This is a genomic window from Streptomyces griseomycini (genome assembly GCF_014203535.1).
GTDB lineage: Bacteria > Actinomycetota > Actinomycetes > Streptomycetales > Streptomycetaceae > Streptomyces > Streptomyces griseomycini.
Genome location: NZ_JACHJI010000005.1, coordinates 529,557 through 553,644, shown reverse-complemented (window position 1 = coordinate 553,644; position 24,088 = coordinate 529,557). Strand labels below are relative to the sequence as shown.

Sequence of the window (24,088 nt, the reverse complement as noted above, 5' to 3'; positions counted from 1 at the left end):
GCCGCTCGTCCCCTCCGCCCGCTCCAGCCAGAGGTGTGTCCGGCATGGGGTCGGCGACAGCCGTACGGATGGTGCTGTGGGGTCGCTGAGGGTGTCGGGCATGAGCCGGCACCCCGGACCGCCGACGACCCCGGAACCAGGTCGGATACCTCCGCCTCGACCATGTCCATGTCCCTGGGGACGGCCTGCAGCAGGCCGGACAGCCGCACGCCGAGACGGCCCTCCAGAATGTCCAGCGCAACAGGCGTCGGAACGGTGGCCGACGAGGTCTGCACCGGGACCAGGCCCTCCGCCGTGATTCGATCGGCTGTCTCCGGCCGGTCTCCCCCATCGGCCAGATGCTCGAACCGGCTGCCGGTGAACGGGCACCCCGCCAGGAGGCATGCCTATGCCGAAGTAACGCCGCAGGTCAGCGACGGCACACCCCGCACTCAGCAGCACGCGCAACCGCTGCCCCAACGGCGACGACGATGTCCCAGTGGAAGAGATCACACGAACCCGTCCTTCATGAGGCGAGCAGTGCCCCGAATCCCCCACCGCCCATCTCCGGCCGGAGGAGCGTGGAAGCTCCACACCTGATGCAGGGCGTGGAGCCCAGCTCACTCAGCGGAAGGGACCGTCGGTCGCGAAGGCGTGGGCTGCAAAGCGCTTGCCCATTCGACGGTATGCGGCAGCGGTGGGGTGAAGACCGTCGGCCAGGTCTTCTGCCTCGTCCGGGCCGAGCAGCTCGCGTCCGTCGAGATAGTGGAGGTGGGGATCAGACTCCTGTCGTGCCGCGGTGATCCGGGCCAGCTCGGCACGGACCACCGCCAGCGACAATGCCCCGCCGGCCACGTCGGCCGGGTCGCCCAGGGCAGCGAGCCTGCCGTCCGGGCCGGTCGCGGTCGGGCCGGGGGCCTCCTCCAGGGCCGGACAGCTCACCGGAGAGATCAACAGCAGCGGGACGTCTGGGTGTCCGTCCCGGATCGTGTCCAGGAATCCGTGTACCGCCGGGCCGAATGTCCGCAGCCGGAAGGCGGCCAGGCTCACGATGTTGATGCCCACCTTGAGGCTGATCAGGTCGGCGGGAGTATCGCGGATCGTCCGGGCGACATAGGGGTCCAGCAGCGCGTTGCCCGCCTGGCTGAGGTTGATCACCTCCACTCCTCCGAGCGCCGCTGCCACCACCGGCCAGGTCCCGGTCGGACCGTCGGCCTCGATGCAGTGGCTGATGGAACTGCCGTGGTGCACCCAGCGGCGCCGCCCGTCCGGCAGCGGTGCCAGCACGTCGCCGTCAGCGCGCAGTGCCACCAGTTCCGTTGGGGTCTGCTGTGGCAGCCACAACTCGACGTCCTTCATGCCGGCCGGCAACCCGGCGAACCGTACGGTCCCTGGCTCGCCCGGGACGAGTCGCTGCACGGCCCCGGGGCCCGCCATCCGCAGCACGTTGCCCACCGGCGCCTGCTGACGCCCGACCAAGACGCCGTCGACCAGCAACTCCAGCATCCCGGTCGGCCGGGGGCGGGGGTCGGAGTCGAGCTGGCCGGTGGAGGTGAGTACCTCGAACTCCAACTCGCGCGCATCGGTGCGGAACACCAGCCGCACCCCCGAGGGCATCACGGTCACCCCGTAGACCGACGGGTCCTGGTACTGCTCCTTGGTCCACGCGGGCAGCCGGCGCGGCATCACCCCTGCCTGTGTGGTCTCCAGGTCCAGCGCGCCCCGCAACTCCACCGGCCCGCCCACCAGTGGAACCGCCCGCATCGCCACCGTCACCGCTCCTGTCCCAGGCCGATGTGGCCCGAAAATGACATCACCCCGGTGCCTTCGCGGCTCATCGACGTCCACCGAACTCCCAGTCGTGGACCGCGATGTCCGCGTACCGGTCCGGATTCAGGACGGCTCGTGCCGTGTCCGGATCCGGGGCCCTGAGCAGCACCGCCGTACCCAGCCAGGAGTTGCCGTCGTCGGACAGCAGTGGCCCGTACGCGACCAGTTCGTCCCGGTCGAGCGGCAGGGCGAGGTCGGCGTCCGGGCCCTCGCCGAGGCCGAGCACCAGGTAGCGGTTGCCACCGGTCCGGCCACCGGGGAAATCCCACATGGTGCGCCCCAGCACGTTGCGCCACCGGCGCAGCAGCACGTCCCGGTACGCGCCGGCCTGGTAGTTGGGCTCGTCGAAGGCGAAGGCGCGGGCGGCGGCGGGATCGGGCAGGTCGACGATGTGCACGCTGCCGGTGGGTGTTTCACCGTCATCGGCGAAGGTCGGGCCGCGAGCGATCAGCTCCTTCGCGTACCGGTCCATGTAGGACCAATGCTCCTCCAGCAACTCCTCGCGTAACGCGAGGGAGCCGGGCCGATCACGGTGGTAGCAGAAGAACTCCATGACCACAGACCCTTCCTCACCAAGAGCACCGCCTCAACTGGCTTTTGGCAACGATGGCCCCGCTCTCCACCTGCCGGGCTGCGGCCGTGGACGCGGGGGCGCAAGCGGCGGTTCGCCGATCGGAGCTCGTCGGTGGCGTCGGGATGCTTCGTCAACAGGTCCTGCAGGCGCAGGCGCCAGGTGCGGCGGGCCTCGGCCAGTTCCTGCCGACTCCCGGGGCGCTGGGCGGTACTCCGCGGTTCGTCCAGGTGCCGGGCTGCCGTCCGGGTGTGGTCGGCGTCGCCGTTCCGGAAACGGTACAGGGGCGTGTGGGGCGTCAGCGCGGGTACACGCGTACCCGTGGACGGGGGAGCGGCACTGGATGCGGTGAAGTGGGCACCGGGCGGCGGGGTGGTACGAGGCTCTGTGCCGTACGGGACGTCGTCGCCCTGGACGGCGGCAGTGCGCGCATCACCGAAGCCTTTTACCGCGCGGTGGCCTCCCTCCTTCCCCCCGTGTCCAAGCCGAACGCGGCATCCCGGCCCCCGCCCGCGCGATGGACCCGACTCGGCTGGTCGTCGATGAACCGGTCATTGACACCCGTAAGTGCGTGCTGGGCCTGACGGTGAAACCGCGAATCACCGGCGACCTGGTGGAGGTCTCCGTGTGGAACCCCGATCCGGTTCTGCCGGTGGCCAGAGCTGCGGATGCGGGACGGGCCAGCCGGCATGAGTGGGAAACCGCCGTGGTCGTTTGCCGGAATTTCGAATCTCGACGCGAATCGGCTGGAAAGCGCACCACCGTTTGCATCGCCCTCTTCGATGGCTCGACAGCACGTCCTGAGGAATCCCCAAATTCAGCCGCCTGAGGCATGAGAAGGTCGAAGGTCAGGAGATGGTCATGGGCGCGACGGTGCCTGAGCGAACGGAGACCGGCGAAAGCCCTGGAATCTCGACGCCAGAGGGCCGTCCTCCAGCCTGCCGCGCTCGGCGTAACACCGCCGTGCTGGTCGGCTTCACCGCTGTGACCAACCTCGCCGACGGCATGATGAAGATGACTCTGCCGCTGCTGGCGGTCGAGCTCACCGGCTCTCCTGTCCAGGTCACCGCCGTCTCGCTGACCCTCACACTGCCCTGGCTGCTCGTCGCCCTGCACATCGGCGTGCTCGTCGACCGTTTCGACCGGCGGCGGCTGCTCTGGGCTGCCAACGGGATGCGGTTAGCGTCAATGGGATGGCTCACGGTCTCCGCCGTGAACGGTGGCCTCACGCTCGTGCAGCTCTTCACCGCCGGGGGGATCCTCGGTGTCGCCGACGTACTGGCCTCCACCTCTGCGTCCGCCTTGGTCCCGGCTGCGGTACCGGAGGCCGGACGGGAACGCGCCAACGCCTGGATGGTGGGTGCCGAGACCGTGGGACAGGAGTTCGCCGGACCTTTCGTCGGAGGGCTTCTGCTGGCTGCCGGGACGGGGATCGCGCTAGGACTGATAAGCGCTTCCTACGCGCTCGCCGCGCTCACCCTGCTCTTGCTCGTGGGCCGCTTCCGGGCCGACGGGCGCGCTCCGGACGCGGCTCCTGTCTCGGTCAACGGCCGGATAGCCGAAGGGCTGCGCTTCCTCTGGCGCGACGACGTGCTGCGCACGCTGTCGCTGGTCGTCGCCGTGCTCGCCGCCGCCTGGGGCGCCTGGGTGGCCCTCATGCCGCTCTACGCCAAGCGGGCCATGGAACTCGAACCACAGCAGTACGGCCTTGTGGTCGGCGCCCTCGGCGTCGGCGGCCTGGTCGGCGCGGTGGCGGTGACCTGGGTGAACCGGCTGCTCGGTGCTCGCTGGGCGATGTTCGCCGATCTGGTCGGCACCACCGCGATGGTGGTGCTGCCCGCCCTGACCGCCAACACCTGGGCCGTGACGGCCGGTGCCTTCCTCGGCGGCATGGGGAGCACGCTCTGGACGGTCAACACCCGCACCATCATCCAGCGCAAGGTCCCCGACGAGATGCTCGGCCGCTACAGCGCGGCGACCCGGCTCTTCAACTTCGGCGCCATGCCGCTGGGTGCGGCCCTGGTGGGCCTGCTGGCCGAACTGGGCGGTATGCGACTGGCCTTCGCGGTGTTCGCAGTGGCCACAGCGGTGACGCCGGTGCTGTTCCTCAAGAACATCACCAGGTCGGCCGTGGAATCCCGTTAGAGGCACTGCCGCCTGGACCGGCGCCTGCTCCACCCGCCACCGTGACTTGCCCACACCGATACGAACTCGGCCAAACGCTACCGGGACTTGTCCGACGGGTCGGCCGGACGGTCCGCCGTGACCAGCCACGAGGTGCTGCGCAGCCGGACCGTTCCGTCCGACGCCTCGTGGTTGCGCAGATGTTCCGTCAGGGTGCGGCGGGCCCGGACTCGAGCGGCCGTGTCGGCTTCCTCCATCAGGTGGCGGCCGGGGCCGGTTCCCAGCAGGAACTCCGCCGCGTCCTCGGCTCCGTGTCCCCATGTCCCGTAAGCCTGCACCCGGGTAATGGTGATGCCGGTGAATCCGGCCGCGGTGAGGACGTCGCGGATGCGATCCGGCGAGGCCAGGGAGAACATGCCGGGCGACCCCACCCGCCCGAAGTCGCCGACCGGCAGGAAGCCGCGCAGTGACGCCATCGCCGTCACCCAGTCGTTGAGCACGGCATCAGCGGGGCAGACGATCGCCAGGCGCCCGCCGGGCCGCAACGCTCGGCCGATGTTGCCGAAGGCCGCTACGGGATCGGCGAAGAACATCGCTCCGTAGCGGCTGATCGCCGCATCGAAGGTGCCCGTCTCGAAGGGGTGTACCTGCGCGTCGCCCTGCGTGAAGGAAACGTTGACGACGCCCTCCCGCTCCGCGAGGGCCCGGGCCTCGGCCAGCATCGGGCCGGACAGGTCGAGACCCAGTGCGTGTCCCCGGGATGCCCGGAGCGCGGCGAGGCGCGTGGTCTGCCCCGAGCCGCAACCGAAATCGAGGATCCGGTGGTCCCCGGTGATTCCGGCGGCGCCGAGGAGCGGCTCGTTGAAGCCTTGGTTCACGGCGTTCCACCGGTCCCGGTTGCGGGCCCAGTGGGCTCCTTCGGGACCGTTCCATGCCTGCGCCTGCTCGGTGTTGACGATGTCCGGCACGAGTGCCTCCTGTGAGGAACGACAAGAATGGGCGTGCGCCCAAACAGTATGGGCGTATGCCCAAACTGGCAATCCCCGTTACTATCCAGTGGGTTGTGTCCCCGTGAGGGCGGCGGATGCGGAACGGAGGAGGGCCCATGTCACCGCGTGGAGTGGCGACGCCGGACGTACGCGAGCGGCTGTTCGCGGCCGCCGAGCGCGTCGTGGAACGGGACGGGCCCGGCGCGCTCACCAGCCGCTCCGTCACGACTGAAGCGGGCTGCGCCAAAGGGCTGCTGCACGCGCACTTCGCGGGGTTCGACGATTTCGTGGCCGAGCTCTGTCTCGACCGGTTCGCGCGGACGGCGGCGAAGGCGGAGAAACTGCCGGAACTCGCCGGACGGGGCACGGTGGTGCGGAACCTCGAGGCCGTCGCCCTCGCGCTGTTCGACTCCGGCGGCCCCGCCATCTCGAGCCTGGCCATGGCCCGCCCCGCTGCCGCGCTTCGTGTCCGCGCATCCATGGAAGGCGGGGCGCCCGGTTTCACCGCGATCCAGCAGGCCATCACCGGCTATCTGGAGGCCGAGAGGGACCTCGGGCGGGTGGCGGAGACCATCGACCCGTACACCGTGGCCCTTGCCGTCGTCGGCACCGCCCACCACCTCCTGATGACCGGCTGGCCGGGCGCACCCGACCCGCGGCCCCTCATGACGCGCCTGGTGACCGCGTTGGTGGAGGGATAGCCCGGCTCCTCGGGGATCTGGAAGTCCTCCGGTGCGGCGGCACGATCAATGGGCGTGCCCGGGGCTCGGCGTCTCGAAGATCGGGCGCCGGCCGCTCTCGTGTCCGGGCACTCACCCCCACACCGCACCGAACACCCGGATCGAGCGGGAATCCGTACACTGCTCGTTTCCCAAGGCGCCACCGCACGGTTCGGGCACGGAGCGGCCGATCGGTGGGCGGCCTGGTCCGCCGTACGCAGAGCGACCTCCGTGGAAAGGGCCCCCTGGTCGTCGGACCGCAACTCAGACCACCGTGGCGCGGAACGTGCTGGGGCTCAGGCCCTTGTGGCGTTTGAAGGCGGCGCTGAAGCCGAAGGCGTCGGCATAGCCGACGGACCGGGCGATCTGGGCGATGCCGAGGTCGGTGTCGGACAGCAGCGCCTCGGCCTCGTCCATGCGGCATTCGGTGAGGTAGGCGAGGGGCGGGCGGCCCATCAGCTGGGTGAAGCGCTTGGCGAACAGCGCCCGGGAGACGCCGGCCCGAGCGGCCAGGGAGGCCACCGTCCAGGCTTCGGCGGGCCGGTCGTGGAAGGCCTGCAGGGCGGGCGCGAGGACCGGGTCGGCGAGGCCCCGGTACCAGCTGGGCGCGTCGGCGCCCGCTTGGTCGAACCAGCTGCGCAGCGTGCACACCAGGGCCCAGTCGAGGAGCCGGTCCATCAGCGCCTGCGAACCGGCCGAGAGTCGGGCGGCGTCGGCGGCGGCCGTCTCCAGCCAGGCACAGACCTCGGCGTCCTCCTTCACCACCAGCACGGGCGGCAGCGCACGCAGGAGCCGCTCGTGGCGGTGGCCCGAGGCCCGGTAGGCGCCCACGATCAGCGCGGTCGCCTCCTCCGAGTCGGTGCCCCAGTGGATACCGCCGAGTTCCCGGGCGCTGCACTCGGCGCTCTCGGTGAAGCAGGCGATCTCGTACGCGGCGTGGGAGCTGTGCACGGTGGCGGGGTGGTCCGCGAGGTGGAACGGGTCGGGTCCGCGCACGACGGCGGTGTCGCCCGCGCCGATCGCTCGTTCCGTTCCGTCGGGCAGCAGCAGGGTGCCCCCGCCCCGCAGCACGCTGATCATGGTGAGCGGTGCGGCGTCGGTGAAGCGGACGGTCCAGGGCGCCGTCAGTACGGCGTGGCTGACGACCGACCCCTCGGCCCGGATGCCGCTCAGCAGCGAACTCAAAGGATCCATGGAAGACACCGTAGACGTTCTCCTATGTTTCAGAGCGTTTCTCCCATGGATCATCTACGTCGTCGCGGCTGTACTGAACTCGTTCATCCAACCGACCGAGACCAGCCGGGAGACCCCGTGACGCAGCACGACAGCCGTGCCAGGACAGCCCTCGTCGTCGTCGCACACCACCGCACCGATTCCCTCACCGCGCACACGGCCCGCCGTGCCGCCGCCCGGCTCGAAGCCGCCGGTTACCGCGTCGACCTGCTCGACCTGCACGCCGAGGGGTTCGACCCCCGGATGAACACGGCGGACCAGCCCGACTGGGGCGACCGGGAGAAGAGGTACTCGGACGAAGTGCATGCCCACATGCGGCGCCTCCTCGACGCCGATGCCGTCGTCGCCGTCTTCCCGGTGTACTGGCAGAGTGTGCCCGCCATCCTCAAGGGCTGGATCGACCGCGTATGGAATTACGGGCTCGCCTACGGCCGCAGCAAGCCCCGCCTCGCCGGCAAGCGCATCCTGTGGCTGGGCCTGGCCGGCGCCACCGCCGACGATCCCGTCGTGGAGGGAATGCGGACCGTCCTCGAGACCAACCTGAGCGAGGGCATCGCCTACTACTGCGGCTTCTCCCACTCCACCGTCGGCCTGCTCACCGACGCGGAGGAGCGCCCGCAGCGCGTCGACGCCGAGGGCAACCTCCTGGTCGGCGACGCGGTCACGGGCGCCGAGCGAGAGGCGCAGTACGCCGATCTCGACCGGCGTGCACGGGAGTTCGTGGAGAAGTTCGCCACCGAGGAACGCGTGGCGGCCTGACCGCCGGGAAGACATACGTGGCGGTGGACGACCTGTGGGCGTCGAAGGCCGAACCGGCACTCCTGGGAACGCGGAGTCGCCCCCGGCCGCCCCGGGAGGGTTCAATGCCCAGGTGGTGGACTGGGCACGGATGCGCGACTGCAGGTTCGACGTCGATTGCGTTCCTGAGCTCTTGGAGCGGGTGGAGCGCCAGGACGACCCTGAAGCGTGGAAGGAGCTGGGTTGGCGGCTCGTCCTCGAGCACGATCTGGTGTCTCCGGCCGGTTTCGCCGCCTTGCCACGCCTGGTGCGCCTCGCGCCCCGCAGCGCGGAGGCGCGCGGCCTGGCCGGGAGGATCCTGGAGCGCGCGGCAGGACGGCACGGCTGCGATGGCCTGCTGGCGGACTGCGCCAGCGCGATCAAGGAGTTCCGTGAGGTGCTGGACGGACACCTGCGGTCGCGGCCGGCCGACTACCTTGCGTCCTTCCGTGCCCTGCTCGCGGTCGAGGAGGAGTACCACTGGGCGAACACCCTGGAGGGCTTCACGGACGACATCATCGGCGTGGACTGTCCTCACTGTCGCGTGGGCGTGACGATCGCCATCGGCAGCTTCGGCTGCTACTCGGAGGTGCGCGACGGGGACGAGGAGATCCGACGGGATCTGCGTCCGGCGGCCGCCGGGGAACTCACCGGAACCGGCCGATGGATGCACCGGATCACCGTCCGCGACGGGCAGGAGGCGCTCGCCAACGGAATTGCCCACCTGTTCGGCAAAGCGGAATGCCCGCGCTGCGCCAGTGTCTTCACCGTCGCGGACGAGTACACCTCCGCCAACCGCCCGGTCATGCGGTAAGCCACGGCTACGGGTGGAGCCACGGCCGGATCGCGGCGACGATGACCGTGCCGCAGAAAAGGTAGGCCCTCTTGTTGCAGCGGGTTGCCACGACTCGAAAGCTCTTGAGTCGGTTGGTCGTTCGCCCCACTTCGTCGCGACGGCGGTGGATCGCCCGATCGAAGCCGGTCGGTCGGCCGCCCCTACTGCCTCGGCAACGGCTGCGCCCGCCGGTCACGGGCACGGGCCAACCTGGTGCGGTAGGACCATTGACGTCACGCGGGTGGCGTCCTTGGTGACGGCCCGTGCCAGGGCTGGGCGAACCGCTACCCACAGCGCACGCTCCCCAGCGTGTTGCGCTGCCCTGCCGCCACCGTGCTCGTCGTCCTGCCCCTGCCCCCTCCCCACCTCCGCACACGCCGCAGAAGTCCTGCCGCCGGCCGAGGCGGTCACCCGGTCCCGCCACGACTACAGCCGGGACAGCTTCCGTCACTGGAACATTGGGCTCGACCCTGCCGACGGTTGCCGCACCCGCGTTATCCGCACTCCCGGGTTGGATCAGCACACAACGCCGTTGGTGCAGCGGCTGTCGGAACTTGTTCCTGTCCGGCATGGACAAGCTGGGCGAGGCCGTCGAACGCGTCTGTGAGCGGTTGGATCCGGCTTTCCTGCGAGTCAATCTTGAGATCCTCGGGAATGCCGATCCGTTCCCGCATGCGCATGGGTGGCCGCGATCCGGCTGGGAGCCAGCCGATCTCGTGGGCGGACCGGTGTGGCTGTGTCCGCGTGAGCGATGGAGCGACGAACATCACGCCCTCGGCCCGCAGCACGACGTACTGCGCGAGGCCATCGGTGACGAACTGGACCTGCCGGCATCCTGACGTGTGGGAAGTAATCGGGTCGCGCCTCGGTGGAGCCGCGTCCTACTCTGCGCGTCATGGCAGAAGCACCCGTTCTCACACCCCAGGCGGACGACTTCCCCCGCTGGTACCAGGACCTGGTCGGCAAGGCCGAACTGGCCGACAACGGGCCGGTGCGCGGCACCATGGTCATCCGACCGTACGGATACGGCCTGTGGGAGCGGATGCAGCAGGAGGTGGACGCCCGGATCAAGGCGGCCGGCGCGCAGAACGCGTACTTTCCGCTCTTCATCCCGCAGTCGTACCTGACGAAGGAGGCCGAGCACGTCGAGGGCTTCGCGCCCGAACTGGCCGTAGTCACTCATGGCGGGGGCAAGGAGCTGGAAGAGCCCGTCGTCGTCCGCCCCACGTCTGAGACGATCGTCAACGACTACTTCTCCAAGTGGGTGCAGAGCTACCGCGACCTTCCGCTGTTGATCAACCAGTGGGCGAACGTGGTCCGCTGGGAGCTGAGGCCGCGCGTGTTCCTTCGTACGACGGAATTCCTGTGGCAGGAAGGCCACACGGCACACGCCACCTACGAGGACGCCCGGGACTACGCCGCACACATCCACCAGGAGGTGTACGCCGACTTCTTGGAGAACGTCCTCGCCATGGATGTCGTACCGGGTCGCAAGACGGTCAGGGAGCGGTTCGCCGGCGCGATCAACACGCTCACCCTGGAAGGCATGATGGGCGACGGCAAGGCCCTCCAGCTGACCACAAGCCACGAACTGGGCCAGAACTTCGCCAAGGCGTTCGAGACGCGCTACCTGTCGAAGGACGGCCGTGAGGAATACGTCTGGCAGACGTCGTGGGGTTCCACGACCCGGATGGTCGGCGCACTGGTGATGATGCACGGCGACGATGACGGCCTTCGCGTCCCGCCGCGTCTGGCCCCGGTTCAGGTGGTCATCGTGGCCGTCAAGGGCGACGACGCGGTCCTGGACACGGTCCGCGGGATCGGTGACCGGTTGAAGACGGCTGGTATCCGCGTACACGTCGACGACCGCACCGACACGCCGTTCGGCCGCCGCGCGGTCGACTGGGAGCTCAAGGGGGTGCCGGTACGCGTCGAGGTCGGGCCACGTGACGTGGAGAACGGGACTGCCGTGCTGGTCCGCCGCGTAGCGGGAAGCAAGGAGCCGACGCCGATCGGGGCACTGTCCGAGATCCTGCCCACGGTACTGGAGGACGACCAGGCGCTTCTGCTGGCGCAGTCCCGTGAGCGTCGCAACGACCGCACCGTCGAGGTGACCACGGTCGAGGAGGCTGCGGAGGCGGCGAGCACCGGCTGGGCGCGCATTGCCTGGGAGACGCTGGGCGTGGAGGGTGAGGCCAAGCTCGCCGAACGGGGCGTCACCGTGCGGTGCTTGGTCGCCGCAGACGGTTCCGTTCCCGAGAGCGACGACCAGCCTGGCAACATCGCCGTCGTGGCACGCGCCTACTGACCCTGGAGAGACCGGTGCTGCTGCTCCGCCTGGTCACCGTGGGCGGACCGGCGGCCTCACGGCACGGCCCGCATCGCCTTGCGCAGCGCAAGGCGCAGCGATCCGCTGGTCTCTTCCGCTTCCTCCCGTTGTCCGGCGAGTCTTTCAGCACGGGCGTGGGCCTCGGCGAAATTTCTGGTCAGAGCCTGACTCTGACGTTCCAGGTTCTGGATCCGGCGGACGAGATCGGTGTGGGCCGCGTTGTCGATTTCCGCCCCCAGGGCGAGTTGGACGCGACGCTTCAAGGCGTCGCGCTCGCGTTTGGGTTCCTGGATCTCTTCGCGGGCGAGTGCGAGGTCGGTGTGCAGACCGGCGGGTGTGGCCCGCTCGGGTCGTGGCACTGCGGCTGCTTCCCTGCCGTGTTGGGCCTGGTCGCTCATGGCATTGCGGATCGCAGCGTTGATGGCGGGTGTGTTGTGGACGAACCAGGTCGACACGTCTGCTTCGCGCGCCACCCGGACGAAGGAGATGCGTTGTCCGGCGTTGAGCAGGTCACGGATGGCGCCTTGCGTGCGGATGGTCTTGGTTTCGCTGTCCGCCTGGCGGGCCCGGCGTAGGCGGGCTACGCGGGCATCGCGGGACGATTCAGTGCTGGTCACGTGCGCTCCGGATGGTCAGCCCGTCCACGGGGATAAAGGCGGCGGCCGAGCGCGCCTTGCGCAGTTCTCGCGCCGCGTCCTCAACAGCCGTACGCTCCGGCTCGGGCAGGGCATTCAGGGTGCGCCGCATCTGGTTCAGTGCCTTGTTGTAGCCGGTGATCTGATCGTCGAAGTTGCGGATGACACAGTCGGCGGCGCCCACGACCAGGGCTGCTTCCTTGCCGGCCCGCAGCTCGGCGACCTGCTGCTCTGCAGGGCCGGGAGGTAGGAGGGGTCGGGGCGGTAGAAGTCGCAGCCTGCGCACTGGAAGCGGATACGGCGGTGCCGCCCGCCGGCCTTGACGTTGCTGGGTTCGCTGCACCCGCCGTAAGGGACGGCGACGGTCTGACCTTCGTAGGCCAGGACGTCGCTGTAGCCGCGGGGGTTGCCGTGCCGGTCGACGGTCAGCTGGGCGACCGTCTCGACGGCTTTGCGTTTCCGCTCCGGGGAGACCTTGAAGTAGCCCATGGTGGTGTCGATTTCGCGATGGTCCATCAACTCGCGCAAGCGGTCAACCGGGACGCCGGCGTCGGCGTGCCGTTGGGCGTAGGCGTGCCGCAGCCCGTACACGGTGATCTCCGTCCGGCCGCACGGCACGGGATTGCCCTGGTCGTCGAGCCCTGTCTGGTGGGTTCCCCTGTTTGCGCCGGTCGTGAGCGCACCCGGAGCAGTAGCTGCTGAACGATTCCATCGTTGCGGGACAGCGGAGCACGCGGCAGGGGTGAGCCGCCGTCAGCGGGTTGCTCACCGAGCCGCTGAAGACGTGCGTGGCGGGATCCCGTTCTCCCCGCCGCCGCTGCTCATCCAGCTGGCCGTTCAGCCACACTCCCCAGTTTTCGCCGTCCGCTTCGCGAGGCGCCGGGACCGCGGCGAGCACCGCGCTCACCGGCCGGCTCCCGCAGCGGCGAGCTCCACGGCCGTGCGCAAGTCGTCGTCCGCCGCATGCAGGTAAACCGCCGTGCTCGCGGACGAGACATGACCCAACAACGTCTGCACCACGTCCGGATCGCCCCCGCTGCGGATCCACCGGGTGGCGGCCGTGTGCCGCATCGTGTGCGGACGTGCGCGAAAGCCGCACCGGTTGCCGATGCGCTCGATGATCTGCTTGGCGTTGGAGTACGTCATCGGCCTCGCCGCATACGGGCCGACCGAGTTGACGAAGACGTAATCGGAACCGGCGGCCGTCGGCACCTCCTCGCGTTCTGCCACGTGGTCGCGGTATCGCTGGACGCACTCGCGGACGAGGGGTACGACGCGGGACCGGCCACTCTTCGCCCGGGCTCCGTTGGCGTTGTCCTGCCGAGGCCGTACACGCAGATGAGCGCCTCGATGGGTGCAGCCCAGGTGGCTCGCGTCCGGCAAGAGATGCATGTCCTCGCGCCGCAGCCCCAGGGCTTGCCCGATCCGCAGGCCGCCGTTGAGGAGGATGCTCAGCAGGAGGCGATCACGTGCCGTCCGCGCGGTATCGACGATGTGCTGTGTCTGTTCGCAGGTCAGTGTGGCCGGCGGCTTCTCGATCTCCGGAGCCTTCAGGACGCGGGCCCGGATCATGTTGTGTCCGCCATGCTCGCCGCGTTGGTAACCACGCGGCGTGTGGTGAAGGAAACGAGGCGCGACTAGCCGGTCGGCGACCTCCTGCGGAATGTGGCCCTGCGCGGCACAGAAACGCGAGAACTCGCAGACCGTGGTCAGGTGTGCGTTCACAGTCTTACCGGCAAGCAGTCGCTGGTTATGGCGGGCCGGGGTCTGTTCAAGAGCGAACTTGTACCGGGCCAATTCGCCAAGGCGACTGCTCGCCGGTCGGTTCCCCTTGCGCTGCACCAGTTCAAGTACCGGCCGACGCGCGGCGGGTAGTTCCGCTGGGTGTGGGGTGATCGTCCACGTGCTCGCAGGTGCAGCGAGAAGTCACGGGCTTCCCCGTGGATCTCGTAGGTCCGGTCGTCGACCAGAACCATCGTCACGGCGCCCGTGCTCGGTGACACGGCCCGTTCCATGCGCAACATCGACACTCCTGGGTGGTTCTTGTGCCTCACTTCGTGATCACTAGCAGCGAGGCACAGCGGATCGGAGCACCTGTGGCACATGTGACTCAGTCCCTGGACGGCAGTGCAGACAACCCGCGTCGAAGCCCTCCTCGACGGGGCCATCGAGATCCCCGTGGTAGGTACCGGCTGCCGCCCGACCGGCGGACACTGGTTCTTCTACTACGACGCAGCTTGGGTGACCTCCGCTTCCAGCCTGGACGTCGCCCCCCTCGTGTCCGTAGCCGCGACGATCCGAACCGGTACTCCTGCAGCCCAGGACGTAAGCGGCGTACCGCCGGCAATCGGCAACTGCGACATGATCAGCGCATGGGCTTCCGCGTGTATGCCAGGCAGGTTCGTGACCGCGATCTCCCTTTCGGTAGGCGCTTCGGAGCTTTGGGGGACGCGGTGGGCTGCTGCTGTCCGCTCGGATTCCACGGAACGTGGTCCTACCTGAGCACGGCAGGTGACCTCAGGAACGATGAGACGGCGCTGCTTCACGCTCTGGAGAAGCTGGAGGCCAGCCGCACGGTGTGGCTGAGGAAGGTGGAGTCGTTCGCAGATCGCCGCCGCGCCGACAAGGCCCGGCACCAAAGGACTCCGCGCCAGGCGGAGGTGCGACACCTGCTCGGGTGGAGATGGCCCGGTCCCGGCGGGAAGCAGGCGGTGCTCGGCGAGGTCGGACGGCTTTGGGCCGTCCACTACCGATCTCCCTCTCCCGACGTCCCAGCCGGTAGCAAGGCGGACCTGGCCGAGCTGGACACGTGGCTGGCCGGCTGCGTCTCCACCTCTCTCGCAGATGACGGGGATCTTGACATCGGTCGACAGGGCATCATCACGAAGTGCCTGCCGAAGCTACGTCGGCACGTTGCCCAACTGGGCTATCCGCGGGTCTTCCCCCAGGCGTTTGCATACTTCCGCCTCCTGCTGAGGACGACCGAGCTGATCCACCACGTCAAAGCCCAGGAGAATGGAGGGTGAGCCAAGCACGTCGGCGGCCAGAGGGGCTCTGTTGGTTCCGCGTCCTTCCATGCTCGATGTCCCGTATGAGCCGGTCGGGCACGTCTCGTGGCTCGTCTACGCCCGAAGGCGCGAACTGAACTCGCCGTGGCGGAAGCTGGCCTGCTTCAGGCAGGCTCTGCTCGTCCTGGCCCACCTGCACAAGAACGAGACGTTCGCCCAGCCAGGAGCGGGGTTCGGGGTGTCCGGGACAACGACGTGGCGGTACGTGGACGAGACGTTCGAGGTCCCGGCCGCCTGGGCACCGGGCCCGCACGAGGCCCCTGCCGGGCCCGCGAAGGCGACTTCGTCATCGTCGACGGGACCTTGATCCCCACCGACAGGGCGGCCGCGGACGCGCCGTACCACTCGGTGAAACACTGCCGACACGGGAGGAACGTGCAGGTCATCGCCCACCCGCACGGCACACCGCTCTGGTTCTCCCGCACTGCACCGGGCCACACCCACGTGCCTGACCGCAGCCCGCGCCCCCGGCGTCGTCCAGACATGCCTCACCCGGCAGGCCCTGGTCCTGGCCGACCGCGCCCACCAGGGCGCCGGTGCCACCGTCCACACCCCGTACCACCGCCACCGCGGACTACCCGAGCACTGCCGGCAGTACAACCGCGACCACGCCCGGCTGCGCGCTCCCGGCGAACGTGCCTCCGCCCGGCTGGAGTCCTGGCGGGCGCTGCACGGAGCCCCCTGCTCAACCCGACGCGTCAGCCGCACCGTCCAAGCCGTCCACACCAGAAACGCAACACCGTCGAACGGGCGATCAGCCGCCTCAAGCAGTCCCGGGCCGTCGCCACGCGTCACGACAAGCGCGGCCGCGTCTTCCTCGGCACCGCCACCGCGGCGTCCGTTGCGATCCGGCTCCGAACTTGAACTCCTACGCGACCCAGCAGTAGACGTTCTGGCCCTGGCGTCGGGCACTGCTGACGAGAGCAGCCAGATCACTCAGGATCGCTTCGGCGATCTCCGGGTCGATGACCTCGCCGTCCTCCGCCCGCTGAAAGGACCATGCGACAGCGGCATCCTTCAACTCGGACCGCTCGGCCTCGGCGAGCGCTGCGGACAGGCAAGGCGAGATCGCGAAGACGACGCACCCGTCATCGTCCTGGCCGGCGACGAGACGGGGCTCGTCAGCTTCAACGAGTTGATCGAAGCTGGCGCCGGCAAACAGGCACTCCCACTCGACCACAGCCTCTCCGGGATCGAAGTTGCCGAAGGAGAGCGACTCGAATGCGCGTCGCGGCCCGGTCCGAAGAACCAGAGCCGCTGACGCGTCATCCGGAGCCGCGAAGAACTCGACGATGATGCTCACCCCGGCATCATGCCAGACCACCCGCAACCATGACCGGCCGGACAGGTCCTGGAGACGGGATGCTCTGCCCATCGATCCGGCTGCACCCGGGCAGCTCACGCCATCTTCTCGCCCGCGATCCCGAGCGGCGGGAGAACGGACCCGTACGCGCCATACGGACCGGCCAGGTCCGCCGCACCGCCGCATGCTTCGACCGACGTGCTCCGGACCGCGCTCACGCGATGACGTGGTCCACTGGCGTCGCCGCCACCCAGCACGCGCCCTCCGCTGCCGCTACAGGCGGTACGGCCCCATGTTCGCGAGGCAGCCGCGAAGAGTTCGCCCCGTCCAGCCGACGACGGGTGTTGTCTAGAGTGTGATCATGGCATCGGTCATCAAGCGTTCCCTTGTCGTGCCCGGGCTCCTCGTGCTGCTGACCGGTTGTTCCGGTGACGTGGACTCGCCCAACGGGAACAAGGCGAAACCGAGTTCGGGTGCATCCGTTGACGGGTACGGCGACATCCTCGTCGACGGCAAGCCCGTCACGGGGTCGAAGCCGAGCGGCAACAAGGAGATCCCGTACCAACGCACCTACACAGAGGGTGAGTTGTACGCGTCCGTGACCGGATATCGCTCGCTCGCCTATGGCACCGCGGGGCTGGAGGCCGTCTACGAGAACTCCCTGACCCACCGCAGGGGCGAGGACGTGGAGACCACCATTGACCCGGAGGTGCAGAAGGCGGCCTTCGAGACACTCGGCGAGCGGCGTGGGGCGGCGGTCGCGCTCAACGCCGAGACAGGAGCACTGCTGGCTGTCGTGAGCACACCGTCCTACGACCCGGAAGCGTTCAGCGGTTACTCGTCCAAGGACCAGAAAGCCTGGAAGAAGGCGAACGGTGACAAGGACAAGCCGATGTTCAACCGGGCGCTGCGTGAGGCGACCGCGCCCGGGGAGACCTTCGACGTCATGATCGCGGCGGCCGCTCTGGACCACGGCCTGTACGACACGGCGGACGAGCCCACGGACGGCGGCTCGGGCGAGTGTGCGAACGCCACCATCCGTGAGGCGCTGGTCCGGTCCTGCGGCGAGACTTTCGCGAAGCTGGCCATGGATCTGGGCGAGGGGAGGCTGCGCGAGACCGCGGAGGCGTTCGGCTTCAGCGATGACGAGCTGAACGTTCCGATCCGGGTTTCGGAGAGCAGGTACGGAAGTTACCGGAACGGGGACATTGCCGTTACCCCGCTTCAGCTGGCCAGGGTGACGGCGGCCCTCGCCAACCGAGGCCTGATGGTGGGTCCGCACCTGGTCGTCCAGGACGAAGAACGGCAGGTCGCGCAAAGTGTCCCGGCAGCCACGGCGGACCTGCTGCTCCCCGCGGTGCGGGAAAAGAAGGATTGGGCACCTACCGAGGCCGACGACGGCACCCCCTCTTCCTGGTCCCTCACCTACGCCCAGACCGAGAAAGGCGACACCGTCGCACTCGTCGCCCGTGCGGCGACCTCGGACGCCGGCGCGGCCGCCCGTGTCACCACAGCGATGGCCGAGGCGCTTTCCTGACTGAAGGCGGGCCCGTACGTGCCGTACGGACCGGCCAGGTCTGCCGCGCCGCCGTATGCCCACGGGCACGGGAGCCGATGCTCGCGCGCGTGTGATTGAGCGGCGGAGTTGGCCGCCGAGCGACCTGGTCGGCCTGGGTAAGCACGCCCATGACTTACAGGTTGTTCCACAGTGAGGTTGCTGAGGGAGGGAATGCTGTCACACTCGGTGTCGTCGTCCGTTGCCTGCTGCGGACGACGACACCGCCCTCGCTCTCCAGGCGGCGCTCGCCGGCCGGTGGGCGACCGCGACGGCCGACCGCACGACCGGTAGGGCTTGTCCGACGGGTCATGCGAGTGTGGTCGGCGTTGTCGTGTTCGGACGGTGCCGGCATCCGGAGTGCGGCGGAGATCACTCACGGATCATCTCCGATCCAGGCCATTCCCGCCCTGGCTCTGCTCGGCTGGTGGCTCTGACGATCACGGGAGGTCGATACGCATGGCGCTCACGCACTGGGGTTTTACCTACACGGCGGACGGCAGCGCGGCGGGTGGCGATGTCAGCGTCGTGGACACGGGTACGTGCCGCAGTGTGTTCGTCGGGGTGGAGAAGCCCGAGGAGGGCATCGAGGTCGCGCGCCGCCTGGTGGACGAGGGCGTGCAACTGATCGAACTGTGCGGGGGGTTCGGGCCAGTATGGGCCGGGCGTGTCATCGAGGCGATCGACGGCGCGGTCCCCGTGGGCGCGGTTGGCTATGGGCCCGAAGCGGTCGATCAGGTGCACGCGATTTTCTCCTTGTCACCGCCCAGGTGATCGGGTCGTGTGCGGGGATGGCCGCCGCCGAGTCCGGGGACCCGAATGCGGTCGAGGACGGGGATGAGCTGTGGGGGCGCCGTCCCACTGTCCTGGTGTGATGACGAACGCGAGCGGACGCCGACCCCCTTCGCTCGCCAAATGGATCTTGCAGGTCAGCCCGCCCCGGGAGCGGCCCGGGGCCTCATCACTGCGGTGCTGGCCAGGCCGGCCACGTCGCCCGGGAATGCGCGGCGCCCGGGTATGGGCTCCTGCGGCGTGCTGACGAGCCCGGCAGGAGGTCGAGTCCACGCTGACCATGCTCCAGCCGATCCGGCCCTCCGCGTCGGCCCTGGCCTGCACGGCCCGCAAGCTCCTCTCCCCCGTGCCATCCGCTGACCAGCGGCGATGCCGGTCATAAACCGCTTTCCACTTCCCGAACCGTGTCGGCAGGTCCCGCCACGGGATACCGGTCCGTTGCCGGAGGAGAATGCCGTTGATCACCCTGCGGTGACTCTTCCAGCGCCACCCCGCCCCATGCAGGGCGGAACGACGCCGACAAGCCACAGTCACACCTCCCGTCGGACACTGCCCAGGCGTTCGCCGAGCGGGACCTGTCCGGCGGTGATTACGTCTACGTGTGGGCCGACGGCATCCGTCTGCGCATACGACTTCGGGAGGCGAAGTCGTGCGTGCTGGTGCTGATGGGTGTCCGTTCGGACGGCGCGAAAGGGCTGGTCGCCATGAGCGACGGCTACCGCGAATCAGCCGGCTCCTGGGCCGATTCGCTGCGCGACCGCCGGCGGCGCGGGATGCGGGCTCCCGTGCTCGTGGTCGGCGACGGGGCGCCCGGCTTCTGGAGGGCCATGGCCGAGGTGTTCCCGAGACGCGGCACCGGAGGTGCTGGGTTCACAGGATCGTCGACGTTGCGAATGCCCTGCCGAAGTCCGCGCAGCCCGGGGCGAAGAAGGCCCTGCAGGAGATCTACAGCGCCGAGGACCACGACCACGCGCTCAAGGCCGTCGCCGCGTTCGAGGAGAGGTACGGTGTGAGGTCCCCCGAGGCAGTCAAGAAGACCACCGATGACCTGGACGAGCTGCTGGCGCTCTACGAATTCCCCGCCGAGCACTGGATCCACTTGCACACCACGAATCCGATTGAGCCGGCCTTCGCCGCCGTCCGCTTGCGGACCAAAGCAACCCGAGGCGCCGGCAGCGCGGCCGCCGCCCTGGCCATGGTCTTCAAGCTCGTCGAGTCTGCCCAGGCCCGCTGGCGGGCCGTGAACGGACCCCATCTCGTCGCCCTCGTCCGCGCCGGAGCCCGCTTCGAACGCGGCCAGCTCGTTGAGCGTCCAGAGGTCCTCGCCGCTTGACCTACCTCGACTCATCCCGAACGGACTTCTCGAGGAGCGTGAACGACTTGGGCGTACCGCCCGGCTTCGGTCTCCCCTCCTTGCGTCCCACGATCCGATAGCCGGCGTCGAGGTAGTACGCACTCAGGCGAGCGTTGGTGGCCAGGCAGTCCGGACGAACACCCCCGCGCCAAGCGGAGCCAGAGCACACCCGGCGTCCGCCGGTTCGAGCGCCCTCTGCCCATCGCGGCCTTCGCGTTCCGGCCGGGCTCACTTGGTGAAAACTGCCCGCGCAATCTCATCGGGCGCGGCGCTCGCCTCCGCGACCAGTTCCCCGTCGGCGGACCAGATGCCTGAACGGCCGGACGTGTGGTCGAAGCCGCCGCCGGTCGGGCCCGCGAAGGCGGCCGTGGCGACCCACACCCCGTGGTCGGCTGCGACCCGGCGTGCGCGCTCGCCGTGGACCTCAGCCTCGTGGTCGGCGTGGACGACCCCGGCCACGTACCCGTCGATGCCCAACGCCGCGGTCCTCGCGGCGTGCTCGGGGATGCCCGTGTCGCGGCAGACGGCGAGCCCCAGCCGCCACCCGTCCACTTCGATCGCGGCGGGCTCCCCGGGCACGAAGCGGTCGGCCTCACTGCCGTGCAGGTACACCTTCCCGTAAGCCACCCGTGCGCCCTCGCCGTCCACGGCCAGCATGCCGATACGCGGGCCCGGCACAGGCGCGCCGACCAAGGCAAGCGTCCCCGTCTCGGCGCACGCGGCAACGAGGGGAGCCAGCCGTTCATCGTCCGGAAGGACCGGCGCCGCGTCCAACTCATATCCCGTCAACGACATCTCGGGGAAGACCACCACTCGCGCGTCCGCCGCCCGAACGGCCTCCCCATGGGCCACCGCGTTGGACTTCACGTCGAAAGCCGTGCACCTCGGCTGCGCCACCGCGATGCTCAACAGCTGCCCCATCCCGAATCCCCCTCGTCGAATCGCGAGATCAGCCTACAGAGCGCCACGCAGCGAGCCATTGCGCACTGCCGCGGAAGACTGCCACCGCGTATCAGCACGTCACCGCTCGCCCGAACTCGGCGCTCCCCGATCTCGTCACCCAGAAGTCACTGTTCAGGCCGGTGATGGACCAATGCACGACAGTTGATCACGCGGACCCGACCAGCGAACCAGTGCAGCGTCTTACCTCTCAGCTGCTCAGCCATTGCTCGATCTCGGCGGTGACCTGTGCTTTCAACCCTGCTGGAGCGAAGCTGCCCTCGACCGAGGCACGGGCCAGGTTCGCCAGTTCGGCGTCGCTGTACCCGAAGATTTCCCGGGCGTGCTGGTACTCCGCCCCCAGCGTCGTCTCCCCGTCAGTGTTCACGGTGACCGTCAGGCCGGCCTCGACCAGACGCGGCAGCGGGTGCTCCGCCAGCGACGGCACCAGTCCGAGCAGGACATTGGAGGACGGGCAGACCTCCAGCGGCACCCGGCGTGTCCGCAACTCGGCCACCAGGGCCGGGTCCTCCAGCGCCCGAATGCCGTGGCCTATCCGCTCCGCGTGCCCCACCGTCAGCGCCTCCCGGATGCTGGCCGGGCCGGCCGTCTCCCCGGCGTGGTGCACCAGGTGCAGCCCCGCTTCGCGGGCGGCCTGGAGCACCTCGGCAAACGGCGCCGCCGGATAGGACTCGTCTCCCGCAAGGCCGATGGCGATCACCTGCGGGTGCCGGATGGCCAGATTGAAGGTGCGCCACAGCCGGTCGACGGAGCGACGGCGCGAGTGGTCCAGGATCACCCTAGTCTGGATGCCGTACCGCTCCGCTCCAACGGCCAGTCCCTCCAGCACCGCTGCCAACGGCATGTCCGGATCGCCGAGACGCTCGCCGTGAGCCGCTGCGGTGAAGGTGACCTCCGCGTAGCGGACACCCTGGGCCGCCTCGTCCTGGCAGAACTCCTCGGCGACACGACGGAAGTGCCGATGCTCGCGGAGGAGCGCACGTACCGCGGCCCGCTGGTCGGCGAACTCCCTGAAGCTCGTGAACGGCCGGTCCTGGACGGGTGACTCGCCTCCCAGCTCGCGGATCGTGGCGCGACGGATGGTGCTTTCCAGATGAGTGTGCAGGTGAGCCTTGGGCAACAGGCGCAGATCTCTCACAGCAAGACCCTAGACAGTCGGGACCCGCGGCACCGACATCATTTCGACGTGCAGCACCGACCACCACACACGGTGGATGCCCGCCGGCTGACATCGACGAACGCGTGGGAAGCGGGCGTGCCAACGGTCAGTCTTCGTCGTCGTCCCCGCTGGCACCGGGGCTGCCGGCGCAATGGTCGGCACCGGCGCCGAGGGCGTGCTGGTCCCGTACGCCGCGCAGGTCGGCGCGCCTGACGCGACCGGTCCACTGCTCGCAGCGGTCGCCGCCGGGATGCCTCCAAAAGCGCGGGAACGTGATCGACGTCCCCGTAGCAGTCGTGCGTCTGCGTCCAGTTCACCACCTGGGCATCAAAGCGCCCCGTGGCAGCCCGGGTGGACGCCTCTGTTCCTGACCCACCGGACAGGCCCTAGCCCAGCAACCGGACGCCGTCCGGCACGTCGATCCCGAACTCCTCATCGAGGAGGCGTCGTGCCTCCCTCTCGTTGGTCAACTCCCGCGTCGTGACCGCGCCGTCGGCTCGGGTCTCGGTGAGGTGGCGGCCGTCGAGGAACAGGTGGCGGCCGGGGGTGAGGCGCTGGACGTAGGGACGGCGGCTGAACGGGGAGCGGGGGTGGGTGGCGATGTGCCAGTTGATGACCTCGAAGTCGGGCTGCTCGAAGGGCTCCACCGTGAAGGCGTACTGCGCCTCCCAGCCGTCCGCCCTGCCTGTTCCGGTCGTGCCGTACGCCTCCAGCACCCACATCTCCAGTGGGCCGTCGTGCGGTGCGTGCACCAGCCGGTGCCGACGGCCCGCGTCGTGGAACTCCGTGCCGACCACCAGCGGCACCGGCTCCAGCAGAGCGCCGACCGCGCCGAACCCCACGTCCGCGAGGTGGGGCCGCTGCTCACCGGGGACCTCGACGAGCAGCGCCATGTGCGTGCGCGGGCGGCTCTCGAAGCGGTCGGTGCCGACCACGACCCGCGCGGCCAGCAGGGTCACCCGGAAGCCCAGCGCCTCCAGGACGCCCGCGAACAGCGTGTTGTGCTCGTAGCAGTAGCCTCCACGGCGACCGTGCACGAGCTTGACCGTCAGATCGGCCGGGTCGAGGGAGGGGACCACACCCCGCACGGGGTCCAGGTTCTCGAACGGGACGGTCAGCGCGTGGGCCGTGTGGACGCCCCGCAGCGTCGCGAGGTCGGCCCGCCGCTCGCCCTCCCACCCGATCCGCTTCAGATAGGTATCGAGGTCGAATGACGTCGTCGGTACAGTCTCAGGCATGCCTCCACCGTACGGACGCACCGCCCCGGCCTACCTGCCCCCGCGGCCGGAACCGCCACCGGCCTTTGGTCCTAGTACTCCAGTTGCAGTTCGCTGTATCTGCTGGTCGGAGGTGCCTTCTCGGGTCCATTCGGCTGCCGTGCCATCTGGTGCCGGACGTTCGTAACCTCCCCCGGGGCCGTCCGTCGTGATCGTCATGCAGAATGTGCGGCCCGACGTCCGGGCGCGTGGTCACGGTTGCCGGGTCCAGTCCGTCCACTCCCGGGTGTGACTGCCTCGCCCACGGGTTCGGGAACGCGGCCGACCGGCCGGAGCGCCAAGCCCGGTACGGCTCGGACACGAGCGACGCGCAGTGGGCCCTGGTGCGGGACGACGAGCGACGCACCGACACCAGCGAGGCCGTCGTCCTGCGGTCGATGACCATGCTCATGAGCCGCCGTCCGGCCACTCGGCACCAGCAACGCCCTGCCCCCGGCGTGGCAGCGCGAAGCGGCCGGGATCGTCCTCCACCAGCCGGCCCCGTTCCGCCATCCGCTTCGACCGGGCCCTTGCTCCTTCGACACGGGAGGCGGACGCGCTGTCCCAGCCCAGCACCACCGCCGCCCGCCGAGCACCGAGTCCGTCTCCTCCCGCCTCCA

Annotated in this window: 19 protein-coding genes and 9 pseudogenes; 13 read left to right on the top strand and 15 right to left on the bottom strand. The window is 69.4% G+C overall.

Going from position 1 to position 24,088, the window contains the following annotated elements; all coding sequences use genetic code 11:
• Positions 1-179 precede the first annotated feature (179 nt).
• From FHS37_RS38845 to FHS37_RS17155, 3 genes and pseudogenes are all read right to left on the bottom strand, one after another.
• A pseudogene (locus FHS37_RS38845) lies at positions 180-338 on the bottom strand (DUF6308 family protein); the annotation flags it as partial.
• A 265-nt stretch (positions 339-603) separates the two neighbouring features.
• Positions 604-1,743, bottom strand: a complete 1,140-nt coding sequence (locus FHS37_RS17160; protein ID WP_184821988.1) for a GDSL-type esterase/lipase family protein — start codon at positions 1,741-1,743, stop codon at positions 604-606.
• Positions 1,744-1,813: 70 nt separating this feature from the next.
• Complete coding sequence (locus FHS37_RS17155) at positions 1,814-2,362, bottom strand: YciI family protein (RefSeq protein ID WP_184822182.1); 549 nt, start codon at positions 2,360-2,362, stop codon at positions 1,814-1,816.
• Between the two features lie 535 nt (positions 2,363-2,897).
• Here FHS37_RS17155 and FHS37_RS17150 point away from each other — a divergent pair.
• Both FHS37_RS17150 and FHS37_RS17145 read left to right on the top strand, forming a co-directional pair.
• Entirely contained in the window at positions 2,898-3,209 is a 312-nt protein-coding gene (locus tag FHS37_RS17150; protein ID WP_229890023.1) for a hypothetical protein, read from the top strand.
• 26 nt (positions 3,210-3,235) lie between these two features.
• Complete coding sequence (locus tag FHS37_RS17145; RefSeq protein WP_184821987.1) at positions 3,236-4,525, top strand: MFS transporter; 1,290 nt, start codon at positions 3,236-3,238, stop codon at positions 4,523-4,525.
• A gap of 77 nt (positions 4,526-4,602) precedes the next feature.
• Here the strand turns inward: FHS37_RS17145 and FHS37_RS17140 are convergent, their stop codons facing one another.
• Positions 4,603-5,472, bottom strand: coding sequence for a class I SAM-dependent methyltransferase (locus FHS37_RS17140; RefSeq protein WP_184821984.1), 870 nt, complete (start codon positions 5,470-5,472; stop codon positions 4,603-4,605).
• 137 nt (positions 5,473-5,609) lie between these two features.
• Here FHS37_RS17140 and FHS37_RS17135 point away from each other — a divergent pair, with 137 nt between their 5' ends.
• On the top strand, positions 5,610-6,194 hold the full coding sequence (locus FHS37_RS17135; protein WP_184821982.1) for a TetR/AcrR family transcriptional regulator: 585 nt from the start codon (positions 5,610-5,612) through the stop codon (positions 6,192-6,194).
• A gap of 282 nt (positions 6,195-6,476) precedes the next feature.
• Here FHS37_RS17135 and FHS37_RS17130 read toward each other — a convergent pair whose 3' ends face one another.
• A complete protein-coding gene (locus FHS37_RS17130) occupies positions 6,477-7,406 on the bottom strand; it encodes an AraC family transcriptional regulator (protein ID WP_221499863.1) in 930 nt (309 codons plus the stop codon).
• 117 nt (positions 7,407-7,523) lie between these two features.
• Between FHS37_RS17130 and FHS37_RS17125 the strand changes: the two genes are divergently transcribed.
• On the top strand, positions 7,524-8,204 hold the full coding sequence (locus FHS37_RS17125) for an NAD(P)H oxidoreductase (RefSeq protein WP_229890022.1): 681 nt from the start codon (positions 7,524-7,526) through the stop codon (positions 8,202-8,204).
• A 34-nt stretch (positions 8,205-8,238) separates the two neighbouring features.
• Positions 8,239-9,036, top strand: coding sequence for a hypothetical protein (locus FHS37_RS17120; RefSeq protein ID WP_184821976.1), 798 nt, complete (start codon positions 8,239-8,241; stop codon positions 9,034-9,036).
• Between the two features lie 7 nt (positions 9,037-9,043).
• Here FHS37_RS17120 and FHS37_RS17115 read toward each other — a convergent pair.
• Positions 9,044-9,235 (bottom strand): annotated as a pseudogene (locus FHS37_RS17115) (IS5/IS1182 family transposase); the annotation flags it as partial.
• A 379-nt stretch (positions 9,236-9,614) separates the two neighbouring features.
• On the opposite strand from FHS37_RS17115, the pseudogene FHS37_RS17110 reads away from it, so the two are divergent.
• Both FHS37_RS17110 and proS read left to right on the top strand, forming a co-directional pair.
• Positions 9,615-9,896: pseudogene (locus FHS37_RS17110) on the top strand (diadenosine tetraphosphate hydrolase); the annotation flags it as partial.
• 56 nt (positions 9,897-9,952) lie between these two features.
• Positions 9,953-11,365 carry a proline--tRNA ligase gene (gene proS, locus FHS37_RS17105; protein ID WP_184821974.1) on the top strand — a complete coding sequence of 471 codons (1,413 nt, stop codon included), beginning with the start codon at positions 9,953-9,955 and terminating at the stop codon, positions 11,363-11,365.
• A 56-nt stretch (positions 11,366-11,421) separates the two neighbouring features.
• On the opposite strand, the gene FHS37_RS17100 is transcribed toward proS, so the two are convergent.
• The 3 genes from FHS37_RS17100 to FHS37_RS17085 form a co-directional block, all read right to left on the bottom strand.
• Entirely contained in the window at positions 11,422-12,003 is a 582-nt protein-coding gene (locus tag FHS37_RS17100; protein WP_184821972.1) for a DUF6262 family protein, read from the bottom strand.
• The gene (locus tag FHS37_RS17095; RefSeq protein WP_184821970.1) at positions 11,990-12,205 is read right to left on the bottom strand and encodes a hypothetical protein; all 216 of its coding nucleotides are present in this window, start codon (positions 12,203-12,205) and stop codon (positions 11,990-11,992) included. The genes FHS37_RS17100 and FHS37_RS17095 overlap by 14 nt, the downstream gene beginning before the upstream one ends.
• Positions 12,206-12,924: 719 nt before the next feature.
• Positions 12,925-13,863 (bottom strand): tyrosine-type recombinase/integrase, encoded by a 939-nt coding sequence (locus tag FHS37_RS17085; protein ID WP_184821966.1) that lies wholly within the window; start codon positions 13,861-13,863, stop codon positions 12,925-12,927.
• 530 nt (positions 13,864-14,393) lie between these two features.
• Between FHS37_RS17085 and FHS37_RS17080 the strand changes: the two genes are divergently transcribed.
• Together FHS37_RS17080 and FHS37_RS17075 are read left to right on the top strand one after the other, a co-directional pair.
• On the top strand, positions 14,394-15,047 hold the full coding sequence (locus FHS37_RS17080; protein ID WP_184821964.1) for a hypothetical protein: 654 nt from the start codon (positions 14,394-14,396) through the stop codon (positions 15,045-15,047).
• Positions 15,037-15,816, top strand: a pseudogene (locus FHS37_RS17075) (transposase family protein); the annotation flags it as partial. The gene FHS37_RS17080 and the pseudogene FHS37_RS17075, both read left to right, overlap by 11 nt.
• Before the next feature lie 141 nt (positions 15,817-15,957).
• Here the strand turns inward: FHS37_RS17075 and FHS37_RS17070 are convergent.
• Positions 15,958-16,392, bottom strand: a complete 435-nt coding sequence (locus FHS37_RS17070; RefSeq protein WP_184821963.1) for a hypothetical protein — start codon at positions 16,390-16,392, stop codon at positions 15,958-15,960.
• A 361-nt stretch (positions 16,393-16,753) separates the two neighbouring features.
• Here FHS37_RS17070 and FHS37_RS17065 point away from each other — a divergent pair, with 361 nt between their 5' ends.
• From FHS37_RS17065 to FHS37_RS17060, 3 genes and pseudogenes are all read left to right on the top strand, one after another.
• Positions 16,754-17,929: a penicillin-binding transpeptidase domain-containing protein gene (locus FHS37_RS17065; RefSeq protein WP_184821961.1), complete on the top strand. Its 1,176-nt coding sequence runs from the start codon at positions 16,754-16,756 to the stop codon at positions 17,927-17,929.
• A gap of 220 nt (positions 17,930-18,149) precedes the next feature.
• Positions 18,150-18,224, top strand: a pseudogene (locus FHS37_RS40510) (DUF6207 family protein); the annotation flags it as partial.
• 182 nt (positions 18,225-18,406) lie between these two features.
• Positions 18,407-18,640: pseudogene (locus tag FHS37_RS17060) on the top strand (DUF6506 family protein); the annotation flags it as partial.
• Here the strand turns inward: FHS37_RS17060 and FHS37_RS17055 are convergent.
• Positions 18,621-19,273 (bottom strand): annotated as a pseudogene (locus FHS37_RS17055) (IS5 family transposase); the annotation flags it as partial. The pseudogenes FHS37_RS17060 and FHS37_RS17055 sit on opposite strands and share 20 nt — an antisense overlap.
• A gap of 11 nt (positions 19,274-19,284) precedes the next feature.
• On the opposite strand from FHS37_RS17055, the pseudogene FHS37_RS17050 reads away from it, so the two are divergent.
• Positions 19,285-20,072: pseudogene (locus FHS37_RS17050) on the top strand (IS256 family transposase); the annotation flags it as partial.
• Position 20,073: 1 nt separating this feature from the next.
• Here the strand turns inward: FHS37_RS17050 and FHS37_RS41310 are convergent.
• The 4 genes and pseudogenes from FHS37_RS41310 to FHS37_RS17035 form a co-directional block, all read right to left on the bottom strand.
• Positions 20,074-20,280 (bottom strand): annotated as a pseudogene (locus tag FHS37_RS41310) (GNAT family N-acetyltransferase); the annotation flags it as partial.
• 41 nt (positions 20,281-20,321) lie between these two features.
• Positions 20,322-21,014, bottom strand: a complete 693-nt coding sequence (locus tag FHS37_RS17045; RefSeq protein ID WP_184821957.1) for a carbon-nitrogen hydrolase family protein — start codon at positions 21,012-21,014, stop codon at positions 20,322-20,324.
• Between the two features lie 229 nt (positions 21,015-21,243).
• Positions 21,244-22,191 carry an adenosine deaminase gene (gene add / locus FHS37_RS17040; protein ID WP_184821955.1) on the bottom strand — a complete coding sequence of 316 codons (948 nt, stop codon included), beginning with the start codon at positions 22,189-22,191 and terminating at the stop codon, positions 21,244-21,246.
• A 407-nt stretch (positions 22,192-22,598) separates the two neighbouring features.
• The gene (locus tag FHS37_RS17035) at positions 22,599-23,450 is read right to left on the bottom strand and encodes an arylamine N-acetyltransferase family protein (RefSeq protein ID WP_184821953.1); all 852 of its coding nucleotides are present in this window, start codon (positions 23,448-23,450) and stop codon (positions 22,599-22,601) included.
• Positions 23,451-24,088 lie beyond the last annotated feature (638 nt).

What these genes read in the sequence shown, in the direction of transcription:
- FHS37_RS17130 (WP_221499863.1), bottom strand. Translation starts at nt 7,406, where the DNA reads ATGGATCCTTTGAGTTCGCTGCTGAGCGGCATCCGGGCCGAGGGGTCG.
- FHS37_RS17080 (WP_184821964.1), top strand. Translation starts at nt 14,394, where the DNA reads ATGGGCTTCCGCGTGTATGCCAGGCAGGTTCGTGACCGCGATCTCCCT.
- FHS37_RS17035 (WP_184821953.1), bottom strand. Translation starts at nt 23,450, where the DNA reads ATGCCTGAGACTGTACCGACGACGTCATTCGACCTCGATACCTATCTG.
- proS (WP_184821974.1), top strand. Translation starts at nt 9,953, where the DNA reads ATGGCAGAAGCACCCGTTCTCACACCCCAGGCGGACGACTTCCCCCGC.
- FHS37_RS17135 (WP_184821982.1), top strand. Translation starts at nt 5,610, where the DNA reads ATGTCACCGCGTGGAGTGGCGACGCCGGACGTACGCGAGCGGCTGTTC.
- FHS37_RS17045 (WP_184821957.1), bottom strand. Translation starts at nt 21,014, where the DNA reads ATGGGGCAGCTGTTGAGCATCGCGGTGGCGCAGCCGAGGTGCACGGCT.
- FHS37_RS17145 (WP_184821987.1), top strand. Translation starts at nt 3,236, where the DNA reads ATGGTCATGGGCGCGACGGTGCCTGAGCGAACGGAGACCGGCGAAAGC.
- FHS37_RS17160 (WP_184821988.1), bottom strand. Translation starts at nt 1,743, where the DNA reads ATGCGGGCGGTTCCACTGGTGGGCGGGCCGGTGGAGTTGCGGGGCGCG.
- FHS37_RS17065 (WP_184821961.1), top strand. Translation starts at nt 16,754, where the DNA reads ATGGCATCGGTCATCAAGCGTTCCCTTGTCGTGCCCGGGCTCCTCGTG.
- FHS37_RS17150 (WP_229890023.1), top strand. Translation starts at nt 2,898, where the DNA reads ATGGACCCGACTCGGCTGGTCGTCGATGAACCGGTCATTGACACCCGT.
- FHS37_RS17155 (WP_184822182.1), bottom strand. Translation starts at nt 2,362, where the DNA reads ATGGAGTTCTTCTGCTACCACCGTGATCGGCCCGGCTCCCTCGCGTTA.